Origin of the sequence: Shewanella donghaensis (genome assembly GCF_007567505.1) — a bacterium.
Classification (GTDB): domain Bacteria; phylum Pseudomonadota; class Gammaproteobacteria; order Enterobacterales; family Shewanellaceae; genus Shewanella; species Shewanella donghaensis.
Window position 1 is genome coordinate 441,909 of record NZ_CP041783.1, and the last position, 18,633, is coordinate 460,541.

The 18,633-nt window shown below is 38.4% G+C and carries 11 protein-coding genes; all 11 read left to right on the plus strand.

Translation table 11 applies throughout. The features are described from left to right. The first annotated feature begins 84 nt into the window (after positions 1–84). The 11 genes from FPK91_RS01860 to FPK91_RS01910 all read left to right on the plus strand — a co-directional run bounded on the left by FPK91_RS01860 (position 85) and on the right by FPK91_RS01910 (position 18,485). On the plus strand, positions 85–258 hold the full coding sequence (locus FPK91_RS01860) for a DUF2835 domain-containing protein (protein WP_264371778.1): 174 nt from the start codon (positions 85–87) through the stop codon (positions 256–258). Positions 259–573: 315 nt separating this feature from the next. After that, positions 574–2,625, plus strand: coding sequence for a DUF1302 domain-containing protein (locus tag FPK91_RS01865; RefSeq protein ID WP_144207188.1), 2,052 nt, complete (start codon positions 574–576; stop codon positions 2,623–2,625). Positions 2,626–2,638: 13 nt separating this feature from the next. Continuing rightward, on the plus strand, positions 2,639–4,003 hold the full coding sequence (locus FPK91_RS01870; protein WP_144207191.1) for a DUF1329 domain-containing protein: 1,365 nt from the start codon (positions 2,639–2,641) through the stop codon (positions 4,001–4,003). 50 nt (positions 4,004–4,053) lie between these two features. Beyond that, positions 4,054–5,064 (plus strand): WD40/YVTN/BNR-like repeat-containing protein, encoded by a 1,011-nt coding sequence (locus FPK91_RS01875; RefSeq protein WP_144207194.1) that lies wholly within the window; start codon positions 4,054–4,056, stop codon positions 5,062–5,064. Positions 5,065–5,114: 50 nt separating this feature from the next. Beyond that, positions 5,115–7,469: an efflux RND transporter permease subunit gene (locus FPK91_RS01880; RefSeq protein ID WP_144207197.1), complete on the plus strand. Its 2,355-nt coding sequence runs from the start codon at positions 5,115–5,117 to the stop codon at positions 7,467–7,469. Between the two features lie 266 nt (positions 7,470–7,735). Beyond that, positions 7,736–12,580, plus strand: coding sequence for an NAD-glutamate dehydrogenase (locus FPK91_RS01885; protein ID WP_144207201.1), 4,845 nt, complete (start codon positions 7,736–7,738; stop codon positions 12,578–12,580). 64 nt (positions 12,581–12,644) lie between these two features. Further along, entirely contained in the window at positions 12,645–13,667 is a 1,023-nt protein-coding gene (gene pyrD, locus FPK91_RS01890) for a quinone-dependent dihydroorotate dehydrogenase (RefSeq protein ID WP_144207205.1), read from the plus strand. Between the two features lie 190 nt (positions 13,668–13,857). Next, positions 13,858–14,391: a cell division protein ZapC gene (locus tag FPK91_RS01895; RefSeq protein ID WP_144207208.1), complete on the plus strand. Its 534-nt coding sequence runs from the start codon at positions 13,858–13,860 to the stop codon at positions 14,389–14,391. A gap of 430 nt (positions 14,392–14,821) precedes the next feature. Beyond that, positions 14,822–15,304, plus strand: coding sequence for a GNAT family N-acetyltransferase (locus tag FPK91_RS01900; protein ID WP_144207211.1), 483 nt, complete (start codon positions 14,822–14,824; stop codon positions 15,302–15,304). A 304-nt stretch (positions 15,305–15,608) separates the two neighbouring features. Beyond that, complete coding sequence (locus tag FPK91_RS01905) at positions 15,609–16,115, plus strand: GNAT family N-acetyltransferase (RefSeq protein WP_144207214.1); 507 nt, start codon at positions 15,609–15,611, stop codon at positions 16,113–16,115. 723 nt (positions 16,116–16,838) lie between these two features. Further along, positions 16,839–18,485, plus strand: coding sequence for a methyl-accepting chemotaxis protein (locus FPK91_RS01910; protein WP_144207217.1), 1,647 nt, complete (start codon positions 16,839–16,841; stop codon positions 18,483–18,485). Positions 18,486–18,633: the final 148 nt, after the last annotated feature.

The window sequence follows — 18,633 nt, forward strand, 5'->3', positions numbered from 1 at the left end:
GTCGTTGTAGGTTTTTACTATTTATGGTTAAACAGAGTTGTGATGGAATTTCATTTTTCAATATACATAAGCTATAAAGATTTTATGCCTTTTTACCAGGGTGTTGTTAAGAATGTCGAAGTTAGAGATTCAAATGGCAAGCTTTTACATATTAATGGTAAGTATTTTAGACCGTTTGTAACGACTTCCGGTATCCAAGGACGCTTCATATTACGTGTCGATAATACAGGAAAATTTATTTCACTTAATAAAAGTTAGAGTATTTACTTCAAACGGTCGATTGATTGTTAAATGGTAAATTAGTAAAGTGAATTAACTTTTAAGTTATTGAAATAACTTATGATTAATCAATCTATAATGATTCATAATAAAACCCCGTTATTCAATTCAAATAGCCCTATCCTTTTTCTTCGTTAAATCCCTCTAACTCTACCAATTCATTAGTAAATTTTCTCTTTTTTGAACTTGCTCAATGATGTTAATTGCTGTAACAATGGTGTTGCCTGCAGGCTAACAAAATGTTGGTTCAAATCCTATAACAACGAATCCGGCAGGTTACGGAGAGAAGAAAAAATGAATATTGTTAAAAGACGCTTTAACAAGTCGGTACTCGCTTTGGGGGTGGTATCGGCATTGACTTTGGGGATCAGCAGTAGCGCCAATGCTGTTTCATTTGATTGGGGTGAAGTACAAGGTACTTTCGATTCAACTTGGACTGTCGGCGCTAGCTGGCGTGTTTCAGAGCGAGACTGGGAAGGTCAAATCGGTAAAGTTAACCAACCACAAATGGATTGGTCTAATTACTCTGCCTTTGGCGGGGCTTTTGGCGAAACGCCTATCTATTCTTCAGCTCAAATTTGGGACCAAGCTGGTTCTTACTCAAGTAACAATGATTTAAGTAACTTACTATATTCTCAGGGTGACACTACCTCTGAACGTTTTAAAGGTTTGCATGAGCTATCTTTAGAATATAAAAACTTCGGTTTATTTGTTCGTGGCATGTATTTCTACGACCGTAAACTAAGCGACGGTGATTACGATTTTAATGATCCGCTGACGGGCAAAGAATTTGATCCATGCGAAGATAGCCGCGCATCAGAGGTTCAATGTAAAGATGTACGTTTATTAGATGCATTCGTTTACGGTAACTTTGATTTAAATGACGGTAAAAACCCGCTCTCAGTGCGAGTGGGTAATCAAGTTGTTTCATGGGGGGAAAGTACATTAATTCCTCACGGCATCGGTGTTATTAACGCTGTCGATTTGAATATCTTGAATGCTCCGGGAGCTGAGCTAAAAGAAGCATTCCGTCCACAAGGAATGGTTTGGGCTTCATTAGGTCTGACTGAAAATTTAAACGTTGAAGCTTATTACCAATATGATTGGGAGCCAATTTGGGTTCCAACACCTGGTTCAAACTTTGCTACTAATGATTTTGCTGGTTTTGGCGGTTATAGCCAAAATGCACAATTGGGCTTCAACTCAAATCCAGATATTAACCTTGAATTCTTAATGTCTGAGTATGCAACATTATATGGTGCTGCTGCTGCAGCTAACTTCGATCCTGCATTCGCTGCTTATATGGTGCCATACGCAACCAAAGTAGCTTTGATTCAAGATGAAGAAGAGCCAAGCGATGATGGTCAATACGGTTTAAAACTAGGTTATTACGCACCAAGTTTGGGTGAGACTGAATTTGGTTTGTATTACATGAATTATCACAGTCGCCGTCCTATTATTAGTGGTACAGCTTCAAACTTTAATGCTGATGCTATTGCACGTGATTATGGTCGTTTAGCTGCCAGTGGCGGTGAAATTGATCGTGAACTCATGCTAAGCATGGAAACATTCACTAAAGCACAAATTGTTTATCCTGAAGATATTCAGTTATACGGTGCAAGTTTTAACACATTAGTGGGTGATACTTCTGTTGCCGGTGAAGTTTCCCATCGTATTGATGAGCCTTTACAGATTGATGATGTTGAATTGCTATTTGCTGGGATGCCGCAGCAGCTTGCCAATTCAGGAATACGTCCTGATTTAGATGGTGTATCCCAAATTAGTGGTGTTGAAGCTGGTGAAACAATTGATGGTTTTATTCTGTCAGATACAACTCAAGCCCAGTTTACGTTAACTCATTTATTTGGCCCTACTTGGGGAACGGATAATTTAGTGATGCTTGCTGAAGTTGGTGGCGTTTGGATTCATGACATGCCAGGATTTGATGAGCTACGTTTAAATGGTCCAGGAACGGCACGTTCTGGTGGCAATCCGGATATGCCTGGGATCATCGAAGCATTACATGACGGTCCTGAAACTAACCCTTTCCCAACCGATTTCGCTTGGGGTTACCGTTTAGTTGCTAAAGCTGATTTCAATAATATTTTCGCAGGTGTAAATATGTCGCCACGTGTGATTTTCTCACACGATGTTGATGGTATTACACCGGATCCAATGTTCTTGTTTACAGAAGGGCGTAAGTCCGTTGCTGTAGGTGTTAACTTTGATTACCGTAGTCGCTGGGGTGCAGATATTTCGTATAACAGCTTCTTTGGTGGCGTGGGTACAACTAATGCAATGACTGACAGAGATTATGTCTCTTTCAACGTCAAGTATTCGATCTAAAAGGATAATAATAATGAAGAAACTGACGATATTATCGGCTGCTGTTATGTTGTCGCTGACTGCACCAGTAGCGATGGCGAAAGTATCAGAAGCTGAAGCTGCAAAGTTAGGAGCAGAGTTAACTCCATTAGGGGCTGTAAAAGCTGGCAACGCAGATGGCTCTATTCCTGCTTGGGATAATGGTATTACTTCACCTGCTGCAGGTTACGAAAAGGGCATGCATCATCCAGATCCTTTTCCATCAGACAAAGTGTTATTTACAATAACTAATGCTAATAAAGCACAATATGCTGAATTTTTAACACCTGGTCAGGTTAAGTTATTTGAACTTTATCCTGATACTTACAAAATGAATGTTTACGAAACACGCCGCACAGCTTCAGTACCTCAGTATGTTTATGATGCGACTAAAGCGAATGCTGTTAATGCAGAGCTTGTTTCCAATGGTAACGGTGTTACTGGTGCGTCTATTAGTGTTCCATTTCCTATCCCATCTAACGGTTTAGAAGTAATTTGGAACCATATTTTACGCTATCGTGGGGTTGATGTAGAAACGTATCGTAGCCAAGCAGCGCCAACTGCAGGTGGTTCTTACACCTTAATTGAAACTGCTGAAGAGATCCGTTTTGAGTATAGCCGCCCAGAAATAACTCTGGATAAGCTTGCTGAAACCAATACATTATTCTTCTTCAAACAAGTTGTTCGTCAGCCTGCACGTCTTGCTGGTACAGCATTGTTAGTTAAAGAAACAATGGATCAAGAAGCGTTACCTCGTCAAGCGTGGACTTACAACACTGGACAACGCCGTGTGCGTAAAGCGCCAAATGTTGCTTTTGATACGCCAGGTACAGTTTCTGATGGTCTAAGAACAACCGATGACTTCGATATGTTTAACGGTTCACCAGTGCGTTATAACTGGGAACTTGTAGGCAAAAAAGAAGTATACATTCCATATAACGATTACAAGTTACATTCAGATGCACTTGAGTATGACCAAATTCTTCAACCTGGTCATATCAACCCTGAATATGCTCGTTGGGAAAAGCATCGTGTTTGGGAAGTGAAAGCGACCTTGAAAGAAGGTATGCGTCATATCTATAAAACGCGCGTGTTTTACATCGATGAAGATTCATGGCAGGTATCGTTAACTGATATGTATGATAACCGTGATGAATTATATCGTGTGGGAACAGCACATTCTATCAACTACTATGAAGTGCCAACTCATTGGAGTACGCTAGAAATCTTCCACGATTTACAGTCTCGTCGCTATTTAGCAATGGGGTTAGACAACGAAGGCCGCATGTATAATTTCGATGCCAAGCTAACAGAGTCAAACTTCACTCCTGATGCACTTCGTCGCGCAGGTATTCGCTAGACCTATTATGGGGCGCATCATGCGCCCCTGTTATTCTTAAGGAAGTTTGTATGTCGTTTCGCACACTTCGCAACGTTGCCGCAATCAGTATTAGCTGTTTCACCTTTGTTGCGCCAACTCATGCTCAATTTGATCCTCTTACTGTTCAAATCCAACCACTCGCTCAAACCTCTTTAGTGTTAGATATAGCTAAAGCTGGGGATAAGCTTGTTGCTGTTGGTGAACGTGGCCATGTATTAATCAAACAACAACAATGGCAACAAATCAATTCACCTGTAATGGCACAACTGACCAAAGTTTTCTTCTTAGATGATATGCAAGGTTGGGCTGTTGGTCATGATGCAACCATTATTCATACTAAAGACGGTGGTTTAACTTGGGCTATTCAGTTTGAATCAGCTGAAATTGAAAAGCCGTTGCTCGATATTCTTTTCTTTGATGATAACAACGGTATTGCCGTTGGTGCTTATGGGTTATTTTATCGCACCACTGATGGCGGTGAGAACTGGAGCGCTGAATTTCATGAAGAACTGTTATTTGAAGAAGATATTGGCTACTTAGCCGATTTAAAAGCTGAAGATGAAGCGCTTTATTTATCTGAACGTGCAGCATTATTGCCACATTTCAATCGCGTGATTAAACTTGCTGATAATCGTTTATTAATGGTTGGTGAACTTGGACTTGTAGCGACATCAAGTGACAACGGTCATTCTTTTACAGCGCAAGCATTCGATTATGAAGGTTCAATGTTTAATGCTATTGAAACGAAAGACAGTATTTATTTGATGGGCCTACGTGGTCACGTATTCCAAAATGATAAACAACTTTCTCAGTGGCAAGAAGTGGATATGCCCGTTAAGTCTTCGATTAACAATGCTTATATCAATGAAAACGGATCTCTCTATTTAGTGGGTAACGCTGGTGTTGTAATCGAGTTAGACCTGAATCAAAAAGCACAAATAATCGCTCGTAGACAAGGCGAGAATATTGTTGCCATCGAGAGCGATAACCAAGGCGAGATCTGGTTTGCTGGTTCAAAAGGTTTATTCCAACTGAAGTAATTTATAAGCATGAATAATAAAAATATAACAACAATAATAGGGCCGATAAGATGTTAGAAAAACTGGTCAATGGATTTGAAACCCATCTTTTTAGAAATCGGATGTGGGTAATTTTATCTTTTATATTAATTACCTTCTTTCTTGGTTATCAAGCTAGTCAACTAAAGATGGATGCGGCTTTTAGTAAAAATATTCCGTTAAATCATGAGTACATGAAAACCTATACTAAGCACCAGAAAGATTTTGGTGGTGCAAATAGAATTATGGTTTCAGTAGAAGATACCAGTGGAGATATTTTTAACCCTGAGTATTTTGAAACTCTCAAAAATGTACATGATCAATTATTTTTTATCCCAGGTGTTGAACGCTCTCAAGTGACTTCGTTGTATTCTCCGTCAACACGATTTACTGAAGTTGTTGAAGATGGATTTGCTGGCGGTCCAGTTATACCTGCTGATTTTCGTAATGATGATTACGGCCTTGGTGTCGTAAGAGACAATATTGAAAAAGCAGGTATTGTTGGGCGCTTAGTGGCTAACGATTATTCATCGGCGATGTTAACCGCGCAGTTAATGGATTTTGTGGCTAAAACTGATGAAGAAATGGCAGAGTCCGAAGGGGCTGAAAAAGATGTTACCACCAAGCCATTAAATACCATTCAGTTTGCACAACAGTTAGAAAACGAATTACGTGCAAAATATGAAACCGATACCATTAAAATCCATATTATTGGTTTTGCTAAGATGGCCGGTGATGTAGCAGAAGGCGCAAAGGGCGTATTATTATTTTTCCTAATCGCTATCCTTATTACTGCAGTGATGGTTTATCTATTTTCTAAATCCTTAATGCTTACTGTGTTACCACTTGTGTGTAGTTTAATGGCGGTATTTTGGCAGTTAGGGCTATTAACCGTTGTAGGGTTTGGCTTAGATCCGATGTCAATCCTAGTACCGTTTCTGGTGTTTGCCATTGGTGTGAGTCATGGCGTACAGATGATCAACGCTGTTAGACGTCGGGTGGGCGATGGTCAATCGACAAAAGCCGCTTCCGCTTCCGCGTTTCGTAGCTTACTAGTACCCGGTGGTGTGGCATTACTATCTGATACTGTCGGCTTTTTAACCTTGCTGGCCATTGACATTGGTATTATCCGTGAACTTGCTATATCTGCATCATTAGGCGTTGCAGTTATTATTCTTACCAACTTGATTCTTCTGCCATTAGTTATCTCTTATACAACCATTAAACCTGTAAAAGAGAACAAAGCGCAAAAAGAAAAAATTGAAGGGATTTGGCGCAGTTTATCTAAATTTGCGACCCCGAAATATGCAACGATTGTTTTGATATGTACGGCGGTTTTATATGTATTTGGCTTCCAGCAAGCCAGCAACATTAAAATTGGCGACTTACAAGGCGGGGCACCAGCATTACACCTTGATTCACGTTACAACCAAGATACGTTTTATATCACTGATAATTATTCAATTACCACTGATTACATGACGGTCATTGTAGAAGCGACACCTGAAGCATGTACTTATCATTCTATATTAACTGAGATTGACCAGTTTGAATGGATGGTATCGAACACACCTGGTGTTGAGTCAACAGCCAGTTTAGCGTCAGTGGCTAAACGGGTAAATGCCGGCTTTAACGAAGGTAATCCTAAGTGGCAAATTTTGCCAAGAACAACGGCGAGTTTGGTTCAGGCTGTTGGACGTGTACCAACAACGTCAGGATTGCTGAATGGTAATTGTTCTGTGATGCCAGTGTTCTTGTTCTTGAAAGATCATAAAGCTGAAACGATTGAAGTTGTTACTGCAAAAATTAAAGAAGTAGCAGCAAAGCTTAATACTGACACCTTGCAATTTAAATTAGCATCGGGTCCAGTTGGTGTTATGGCAGCAACTAATGAGGCAGTAAGCGAAGCCCAGCTTCCTATGATGATTTACGTTTACGGTGCTGTGTTTATTTTATGCTTAATTAGTTTTAGATCGCTTAAAGCTACCGTTGCGGTAATTGTACCTCTTTATGTGGTATCGACCTTAGCACAAGCATTAATGACTTGGCTTGATATCGGGCTTGCAGTGAGTACATTGCCGGTTATCGCATTAGGTGTTGGTATTGGTGTCGACTATGGGATTTATATCTTGTCGACCATGTCTGGAAAATTAAGTAATGGTATGCCGGTGCAACAAGCTTACTTCGAAGCGCTAATCGAACGAGGCAGTGCAGTTATCTTTACTGGGCTTACTTTAGCCATTGGTGTCAGCACTTGGTTCTTCTCAGCACTTAAATTCCAAATGGATATGGGAATTTTGTTAACATTCATGTTTTTAGTGAATATGTTGGGTGCGATAATTATCTTGCCTGCTCTTTCGGCAATATTCTGGCGTAAACCCAAGTAATATATAAGGTTTATAATTTAAAGAGGAGCTTAGCTCCTCTTTTTTTTTGCATAGTTAGTCTATCTAAACGCTTGATTGTTCATTTACTGTCTATAATTCTTTATACAACAAGGATTTTAGAGGATCTACCACTAAAATATTCCTCGAAATAGCGCCAAATTAGTAATAAACTTTGCTCCAGATCTCAGTTTTAGACTGAATCAACAAGCCGAAGCATCCAATATAATGATAAAAGCGCTGCCATTAACGCTTAAGGAATCTGCAACATGGCCTTTAAAGATGCAATGCCTTCAGTACTACTAGAAAATGTAGTCAATTTAATTCATAAAAAAATCCCTAATACTCAAGCAAAACAAGTTGAGCAATTTGCCAATTGTATATACGCCCATATGTCAAAAGACGACTTAAATGCTCGTAATGACAGCGATCTCTATGGTGCAGTACTCAGTCTTTGGAATGCGCTAAACAAATCTGCTAAAACCAACAGCCACATCCGAGTGTTTAATCCGAGTCAGTCAAAACATGGCTGGCAATCTACCCATAGTATTATTGAAATTATTCAGCCTGATATGCCATTCTTGGTTGACTCGGTAACTATGGCATTAAACCGTATGGGTATCACGGCGCATATGATGCTACACACTCCGTTAGCATTAGTTCGTGATGAGGAATTGGTTAAAGAAGTCTCTTTCATAAAAGATGCGCCTGAAGCTACTGAAAATGTAGCGGTATTCTTAATTGAGATTGACCGACAAAGTAGTGACTTAGATATTAAAGCCATTGGTAAAGAACTCGAGTCAGTATTTGCTGATGTCGTTTCTTCTGTCGATGACTGGCAACAAATGTCAGATAAACTTTCGGACACGATTAACACATTGCCAAAACAGCCTTTCCCTGGGGCAAAATGTGAAAAAGATGAAGCAGTTAGTTTTTTAACCTATCTGAATAACCATCACTTTACCTTGCTAGGATATCGCTATTACGAATTAAAGCGTGTTGAAGGTGATGTTGAACTTGTCCCTGATTTAGATTCAAGCTTAGGATTAATGACACGTTCACGTAATAACCATTCTGATCATGGTTTGCTACTCTCGACTTTCTCTGAATCGGCACGAAAAGAAGCATTAGACGAGAGCTTATTAGTCTTAACTAAGAGTTCGACTAAAAGTCGTGTTCATCGTCCTGCATATGTTGATTACGTTGGTATTAAACGTTTTGACAAAAAGGGCAATGTGATAGGTGAAGACCGTTTCTTAGGCCTATATGCATCAAATCTTTATAACCGTAGTCCAAGAGAAATCCCGCTTTTAGCTGGAAAAGTTGAACGTATTATGGAACGTTCAGGTTTAGCTCAACGCTCTCATGATTACAAAGCATTGATGAATACCCTTGAGAACTTACCAAGAGACGAACTCATTCAATCTAAAGAAGATGAATTAGCCAGTGTTGCTCGCGGTGTATTACAAATGCAAGATCGTGACAAACTAAAAGTGTTTGTACGTAAAGACGGTTTCGGCCGTTTCTTATCTTGTTTAGTGTATGTATCTAAAGATCGCTATAACACTAAATTACGTGAAGATACTCAACGTATTTTGGCGCAACACTTTAATAGCACTGAAGATGTTGAATTCACGACTTACTTCTCTGAATCAACTTTAGCGCGTACGCACTACATTATTAAAGTTGATAATAACAATATGGATGTCGATGTGGCTGCTATTGAGAAAAACCTAATTGAAGCAGCTCGCTCTTGGGAAGATAAATTACATAGTTCGTTAACTAACTCATTAGGTGAGCAATCAGGCACGGGCTTAGTTAAGCGTTATTTAAATTCGTTCTCTCCTAGCTATAAAGAAGATGTATTGCCAAGTTCTGCAGTTGTTGATATTCAACATCTTGAAGCATTGAACGACGACCATAAATTAGGCATGCTTTTTTATCAGCCGCAAGAAACAGCACTAAATGATAATAAGGTTCGTTTAAAGTTATTCCATAAAGATGAGCCTATTCATCTTTCTGATGTAATGCCAATGCTTGAAAACTTCGGACTTCGCGTTATTAATGAGCGTCCATACGAAGTGAAAACAGCGGATGGTGCGACTTTCTGGATTCTTGATTTCTTGATGACAGTGCAGGGCGCGGCGATTGAAAACTTAGCTGATAGCCAAGTTCGCTTCCAAAATGCATTGTCACAAGTATGGCAAAAACAATTAGAAGATGATGGCTTTAACCGTATGGTTTTAGCGACGAGTCTGTCTGGCCGTGAAGTATCAATACTACGCGCTTATGCTAAATACATGCGTCAAATTGATGCAACCTTTAGCCAGTCGTATATAGAAGAAACCTTTAATCGCTATCCTCAACTTGCTGATTTACTAGTAAAAATGTTCATTCGTAAGTTTAACCCTAAACTTAAGACACGTACATTAAGCAAGTTCTTTGAACAAATTGAGCTGCGTTTAGAAGATGTGTCGAGTCTGGATGATGACCGTATTATTCGTCGTTACCTCGATTTGATTAACGCTACAGTGCGTACCAACTTCTATCAAACGATTAATAAAGCAGACCTTAAACCCTATATCTCATTTAAGTTCTTGCCCGAAGATATTCCAGAAATGCCACGCCCGTTACCAAAGTTTGAAATTTTTGTGTACTCGCCAAGATTTGAAGGTGTGCATTTACGTGGTGGGAAAGTGGCGCGAGGTGGTTTGCGTTGGTCAGATCGTCGTGAAGATTTCCGAACTGAAGTTTTAGGTCTGGTTAAAGCACAACAAGTTAAAAACACCGTGATCGTACCAGTTGGCGCAAAAGGTGGTTTTGTTTGTAAGCAACTGCCTACTGATGGTAGTCGTGAAGCATTCTTCAACGAAGGGCAAGCGTGTTATCGCTTATTTATTCGTGGTTTACTTGATATTAGTGACAACATCATCGAAGGAACTGTTGTTCCGCCTAAAGATGTTGTACGTCACGATGAAGATGATGCATACCTGGTTGTTGCAGCCGATAAAGGCACTGCCACATTCTCAGATATCGCCAACGAAATAGCCATCGAATACGATTTCTGGTTAGGTGATGCGTTTGCTTCTGGTGGTAGTAACGGTTACGACCATAAGAAAATGGGTATTACAGCCAAAGGTGCGTGGGAATCAGTTAAACGTCATTTCCGCGAAGAAGGTATTGATTGTCAAACGACCGACTTTACTTGTTTAGCCGTTGGTGACATGGCGGGTGACGTATTTGGTAATGGCATGTTGTTATCTCGCCATACCAAGTTAGTTGCCGCATTTAACCATATGCATATCTTCATCGATCCAAACCCTGATGTTGAAACAAGCTACATAGAACGTGAGCGTTTATTCAACTTACCGCGTTCAAGTTGGGAAGATTACAACACCAAGTTGATGTCTAAAGGCGCAGTTATATTCCAACGTTCAGCTAAGTCACTTAAATTGACTAAAGAAATTAAGCTGATGTTGGATACTGATGAAAATACCATGACACCAAATCAACTTATGCAAGCACTGCTTAAAATGCGTGTCGATTTGATATGGAATGGTGGTATCGGTACTTACGTTAAAGCGACATCAGAAACACATTCTGAAGTGGGTGACCGTGCCAACGACGCTATTCGCGTTAATGGTAACGAGCTAAAAGCAAAAATTATTGGTGAGGGTGGCAACTTAGGTGCAACCCAATTAGGCCGTATTGAATTTGCTGCCAACGGTGGTCGTGTTAATACTGATTTCGTTGATAACGTGGGTGGTGTTGATTGTTCAGATAACGAAGTAAACATCAAAATTCTATTGAACACTATTGTTGCTGATGGCGAATTAACGGTTAAACAACGTAATCGCTTATTAGAATCAATGACTGATGAAGTCGGCGAAATTGTACTGCAAGATTGTAATGATCAAACCCGAACCATTTCAGTGACTCAAGCGCATGGTGTATCACAGTTAAAAGAACACATCCGCTATATTCAGTATCTTGAGAAAGATGGTAAATTGGATCGTGCACTAGAGTTCTTACCGACGGATGATGAACTTGCTGATCGTCTGGCTAATAGCCGACCATTAACACGTCCAGAGTTATCAGTACTCGTTGCTTACGGCAAGATGGTATTGAAAGAGCAGCTTGTTACACCTGAAATCACGGAAGATACATTCTTGAGTAAACTGTTAACGGATTATTTCCCACAACAGTTGAAAGACAAGTATGCAGACAAAATGATTTCACATCCGTTACGTGGCGAAATTATTGCAACATCATTAGCCAATGAACTTGTTAATGATATGGGCTTTAACTTTGTTCAACGTATGCAAGATGAGACTGGTGCCACAGTCGCTGAAGCTGCTATTTGTTACACTATGGCTCGTGAAGTATTTGGCTTAGCAGCGCTGACAGAATCAATAACAGAGCTAAATGGTATCGTCTCAGCAGATGTTCAAAGTGAGATGCTACATCAGTTACGTCGCAATATGCGCCGGGCATGTCGTTGGTTTATTCGTCATCGAAATAAAGGTGAGAATATTGAGCAAACAGTTTCGTTCTTCAAACCTGTATTTGAAGAATTAAAAGCCAATGTTGACCAATACATGATAGCGGCAGAAGTGATTGCTATTTCAACTGAAATAAAATCACTTGTTGATCATAAAGTGCCAGAGTCTTTGGCTCAAGTTGTTGCTAAAATGAGTACGCTTTTTTCAGCATTGGATATTGCTCAAATTGCTCAGTTAGAAGATAAGTCTGTTCAGTTAGTGTCTGAAACTTACTTCAGATTAGGTGCAAAAGTTGAATTACATTGGTTCTTAGAACAAATTAGTAATCAGCCAGTATCTAATCATTGGCAAGCATTGGCCCGTGCAGCGTTCAGAGAAGAGCTTGATTGGCAACAACGTGCATTGAGTTCAACAGTTCTTCGCGCATGTACAGACACTTGTGATGCTGATTCTATTATTAATCAGTGGATCGATAATAATCAGAAATTGCTAGAACGTTGGTTCCATTTACTTGCTGACTTCAAGGTTTCACAAAGCCATGATTTCGCCAAATTCTCAGTGGCACTACGTGAACTTAATTTATTGATTCTTCATTGCGAAGGGCCGAGATAATTATTTATAATAAGTGAACAAGCCCTGGCAATTGCCGGGGCTTTTTTTAGGTTTAGGAGAAAGCATGTTTTTTTATAAAGTTGCGCAAAAAGTAATGTTCCAGATGGATCCAGAAGTAGCACATAATATTGCTATTGGTAGTTTGAAAAGTACTGGAAACAACCCTTTAAACCTATTTTATAGCCAAAACGTGAATGATAATCCAGTAACATGCATGGGGATTAACTTTAAAAACCCAGTAGGTCTAGCCGCTGGTTTAGACAAAGATGGTGAATCTATCGATGCATTTCATGCAATGGGTTTTGGCCATGTTGAAGTTGGAACCGTAACACCTCGGCCACAACCAGGAAATGAACAACCACGTTTATTCCGTTTAAAACCTGCAAAAGCAATTATTAATAGAATGGGTTTTAATAATAAAGGTGTTGATAATTTAGTCAGAAATTTAATGGCTAAGAAAACCGATATTATTGTTGGTGTGAATATTGGTAAAAATAAAGATACCCCAGTAGATGAAGGTAAAAATGATTATCTAATTTGCATGGAAAAAGTGTATCTACATTCAGATTACATCGCGGTTAATATTTCCTCTCCTAATACTCCTGGCTTACGTACACTGCAATATGGCGAGTTATTAGACGAGCTATTAATGTCGTTAAAAGCAAAACAAGCAGAACTTGCAGTAAAGCATAATAAATATGTACCAATAGCATTGAAAATTGCTCCTGATTTAACCTCAGAAGAAATAGAAAAAATTGCTCAGTCGCTATTAAAGAGTAAATTTGATGGAGTTATTGCTACAAATACAACGTTAAGTCGCGATGCTGTGGTGGGTTTAGAAAATGCCAATGAGATGGGCGGATTAAGCGGAAAGCCATTAACCGATCTTTCTACACAGGTGATCAAACAATTAGCGGGTTATTTGAACGGTAAGATCCCAATTATTGGTGTCGGCGGGATTAATAGTGCTGAGGATGCATTAGCTAAATTTGATGCAGGATCTCAACTAGTCCAGATTTATACTGGGTTTATTTATCAAGGTCCTGGTTTAATTAATGATATTTCTAAAGCGTATAAATCTAAATAATATAATAAGATCTAGAAAAGGATCCTTTGATCAAAAAATCTAGATCAAATTAAGGTGTAACGATCGTAATTACGATCATTCGATCGTTATAACTTAATGATAACTATATCAAAAATTATCAATAATGTTTTGATATTGTCTGAAATATAAACTATTATTAGTTTGTATTGTTATAAGTAGGTATTTAAAAATGTTATTAATGCCAAATAAGGACTGGCAGTGGGAATATAATGAAAACTTTAAGAAATTAAGTATTTCATTAGGTTCCGAAATGGAGTTCTTAACCCCATATCAATCTAAAATTCTTATTCCTGATGCATTAATGACATCAGAATTTAGCGTGGAACACGCAAAATTCTATATTAATCTACTTGAAACACTCCCAAAAGCACTTAATATCTCAGATGCTGCAGTGGTGCAAACTGCGCTTAATGCAACAGCTGCTCATTTTTTGCTTAAACCTCAAATGCCAAAGTCTTGGTTTTTTGATATCAGCCAAGAATGTGTTTTTTGTGAAGTAGGCAAAATATTTTCACTGAATGCCAGTGGCAAAACAGTATTAGTATTGGTGGTTGAAAATAGTCTTCAGGCTGCATTAGTGATGGTGTTATCCCGTGAATGTCCACTTAACGAGACAAAGCTATTACATCAGTTTGATACAATCAAAGTCATGCATAATCGTCTTAATCCGCTGAAAAAAGCAAGTCATGTCGTGGCTGCTTGATCAACTATAACTCGATTATTCAGAGTCACTTCCAATCTTCCTGTTGCTTATAATATCTGTTTAATATTTACGTATTGTTAGCTAATAAATAGCTTCTGCTTAGGCTTTCTATGCTGTTAATCAGTCAATTTAATAGTTTTATTGACGCCTCTTTTTAAATTACTCCTAAGATATACACCTTACATCTAGGTATTCAAATCAACTTATCCCATTAGATCATTTTAAACATCCATGTATTAACACTGTTTACATAGTTGATTTAACCATTTTCATTTGCCATTTAGATTAACGCATTCAAGGCAATTTTGAGAACGTCAATTCTAGGCGCAACTAGGCTAATAGTTATCGACTTAAAATTGTCATTCATGTTGTTAACTACTGCTGCGTTATTTGTTAATCTGTATTTAGTGATCAATAACTAGAAGTGGCGATGAAAATGACTATATCTCCAATAATACCAAAGCAAGACTCCCAAGTGGCATCAATTATTAAATGTGTCGGGGAAGAGTTTGGCGCTGTTGGTGAAGGTTTTGGTCCATCTGATCCTGAAGTTGAGGAAATGAGTCAGTATTATCATATCGATGATAAAAGTGTTTATCTGGTAGCGACAATTGATAATAAAATCGTTGGTGGTGCAGGCATTGCGAAGTTTAATGACGACGATGAAATTTGCGAATTACGGAAGTTATTTTTATTACCTGAAAGTAGGGGCTTTGGACTTGGGAAAGGATTAACGGAACAATGTCTTAATTTCGCAAAAGAGATGGGTTTTAAGCAATGTTATTTAGATACTTTAGCATCAATGACTTCAGCAATTTCATTATATGAAAAAATGGGGTTCTCGCACTTAGATAAACCGCTTATAGGTACTATTCATGGCGGTTGTGATGTTTGGATGATCAAAGACCTATAGCAATAACAATTAGAAACATAACTAAACAACAAAGCTAATCAAGCAGGAGTCTTTCCTAAACTAGTTTATTACTATGTTGGTTCTTGAGAGCTTACAGATTCTTTCAACAGACGTCCTTTAATGACTCCGCTAACAATGGGAATTTTGCGTCAATGAACTATTTACACCAATTTTAAGTTAACTTTTTAGTGGTAACAATGGCTTATGAGGGAATCAAGATAGCTAATTTATTGGTTATGATTACACTTCACACACAACAAGTTATACCTGACCTTATCCAGCATTTTAATCGGACAAATTTCCAATGAGTATTAACATTCGGCTAGAAAAACCTAGCGATATTCAAGGTATACATCAAACTACCGTTGCAGCATTTCTTGAAGCGCCCCATACAGATCATACTGAACAATTTATTGTAGATGCACTAAGAAATGCTGGAGTATTGTCGGTTTCACTTATTGCAGAAGACTCATTTCAAATAGTTGGCCATGTTGCTTTGTCACTAGTATCTATTTCAGATGGTTCAAGTGATTGGTATGGTTTAGGCCCTATTTCAGTTTTACCAATGCAACAGAATAAAGGAATTGGCTCTAAGTTAATGAATGCCGCACTTAAAGCGCTAAATAACCTCAACGCAAATGGCTGCGTATTACTTGGCGATCCTAATTACTATCGTCGATTTGGTTTTGAGCCAATAGATGGTCTAGTTCTACCTGATGTTCCAGTGGAATACTTTCAAGCTTTGTTACTTCAAGGTGCTAACCCGTCAGGTATTGTTACTTACGATAAGTCGTTCTCTGCTCGTGATTAGAATTAATTGATTCAAGCTAACGTAACGTTTTGAATATTTCTATCGTCCAACTATGCATTCATTATTCAGATATTTCATAAGTTGATGTGCAAAATTTTCGCCCCAATTTACTTGTCCTACAGTGTCATGATAAACGTAATCTTTATGCTTTTTTAAGTCTAGCCATTGTTAGAAAGTATTAATAAATGTTAGTCATTAAAAGTTCGGTAAGTTTATCCGTATCAACAGTCTGTTTTTGCACGGTTCTCAAAAAACTAAGCTCTGAAATATAACTTCTACTAGGGAGCTGGTTTACTCTATGATTTTGGTGATGTCGGCTAGCAGGGTGAGCATAATTGCTTTCGGGCTAATGGGGGTCATAAATAATTCTAACCCAATGTTTTTCCAAAGCTTCCTTTGAGTAGATGATGCGCAGATTTAGTTGCTTAGACTACTGCCACCTTATTTAGGTGGTTTTTTTGTGAAAAAATTGCGTGGGTCATAAGTTGTATATAACAAGTTTTAGTTGTACGCTCAGAAAGTAACATTTTTTTAACAGCAATAAGGTTAATGCTAAATAAATCTAGAAGTTGGTCGATAATAAAATAAGCGCTTATTTATTGAATGCTTTAAAGAGTAATACTCTATTTTTGGTAATGGGTTTCTTACCATTGGTTTAGAGGGAAATACTCTAATAAGCCAAAATTAAGTTTTGTCTCTATTCTAATAATATGGTGAAAACTGATGAACTCGATATATCTCTTCTTTCGTCGAACTAGTATTTCAAACCGACTTATTGCAATGCTTGTAGTGTCTATCATTGCCACAATTTTGATGTTTTTATTTGCATTCAACCGCATTGATAATGTGTTAATTAATGAAAAAGAAGCTAAATTAACCTCGTTGGTTAACACGGCAAGTTCTGTTATTAATCAATATTATCAACTCGCTCAGTCAGGCATTCTCCCTGAAGATGATGCGAAAAAGTCTGCTAAGTTAGCATTAGACAACTTACGATATTCAGGTAATGAGTATTTTTTCACAATCAATTTAGAAGGGGTGATGGTGCAGCATGCTTTTGCTAAGAAGCTTGTTGATACCAATGTCCTTTCCATGCGTGATCCAGAAGGCGTTCCGTTATTCCAATTAATGCTTGAAAGAACCCATTCAAACGAGCATGCCACAGTGAGCTATATGTGGAATAAACCGAACCAAGATTCACCCAGCCCTAAAATGAGTGTGGTACAAAGATTTAAGCCTTGGGGATGGGTCATTGGAACTGGGATTTATGTTGATGATATTGAATCTCAAGAGTCTGAGTTTGTTATTCAATATTTAATTCTGCTATTACTGGTTTGGGTGCCAATATTATTGATATTATTTATCATTACTAAAAGTATTTCTGAGCCAATGAATCAAACGATTAAAGCATTTGAGAACATTGCTAAAGGTGAAGGTGATTTAACCTTACGACTGTCTGAAGATGGTCAAGATGAACTTAATAAAATTGCCAGCAACTTCAATATCTTTACCCATAAAATCCAGCAATTAGTGTCTTCTGTTGCGGTATCAGTATCAAACAGTAAAACCCTTGCTACCAGCCTTTCTGCTGTTTCTACAGAAGCCAATCAAATTTCAACCAATGTGCAAATGGAAACAGAGAATGTAGCCACTGCAATTAATGAAATGTCGATGACTGCAAACGAGGTTGCTTCTAACGCTCAAATGGCGGCAAGCAGTGCCAATAATGCTGACAAGGAAGCTGATAATACCGCTCAAACTGTTGATAATGCCATGTCGAAAATTGGTTTGTTATCTAGCGAACTTCAGAAAACTGAAACTGTCGCCAAAGGGCTTCAAGTTAGTTCTAGTCAAATTGGTCAAATATTAGAAGTGATTGTCAGTATTGCTGAGCAAACTAACTTACTAGCCCTTAATGCTGCGATTGAAGCTGCTAGAGCTGGTGAAGCGGGTCGAGGTTTTGCTGTTGTTGCAGATGAAGTCAGGACTTTGGCGAGTCGCACCCGAGATTCAACCACTGAGATTAATGGCATTATTGATGCCATTCGAATTGCGATTGAAAATGTTAATCAATCGGTAGAAAAAGCCATTATTCAGTCTGATGAAGCGGTTGATGAAACAGAGAAAGTGGTTACAGCCCTTAATACCATTAAAGGTTCCATTGGTGAAATATCGCAAATGAATATTCAAATAGCGGGCGCAACAGAGGAACAAAGCTCTGTTATTGCTGAGCTTAATATGAATATTACCCGCATTAATGATATGTCAGTTGAAAACAATGCGCAGAATGAACAGATATCCTTAAGCAGTGAACAAATAGCCCAAGGTTCAGCTCATCTAGGAGAAATAGTCGATAACTTTAAAGTATAGGGTTAATTGATTAATCTTCGTTAATAAAATAAATACTCACTTTATTTCAGGTTGGGATAATAACTCGCCTGAAATAAAGTGTTTTTTATTTACCATTTTGACAACATCAAATTCTATTTGAAAGGGGGATTTTAACCAGGGTATTCAT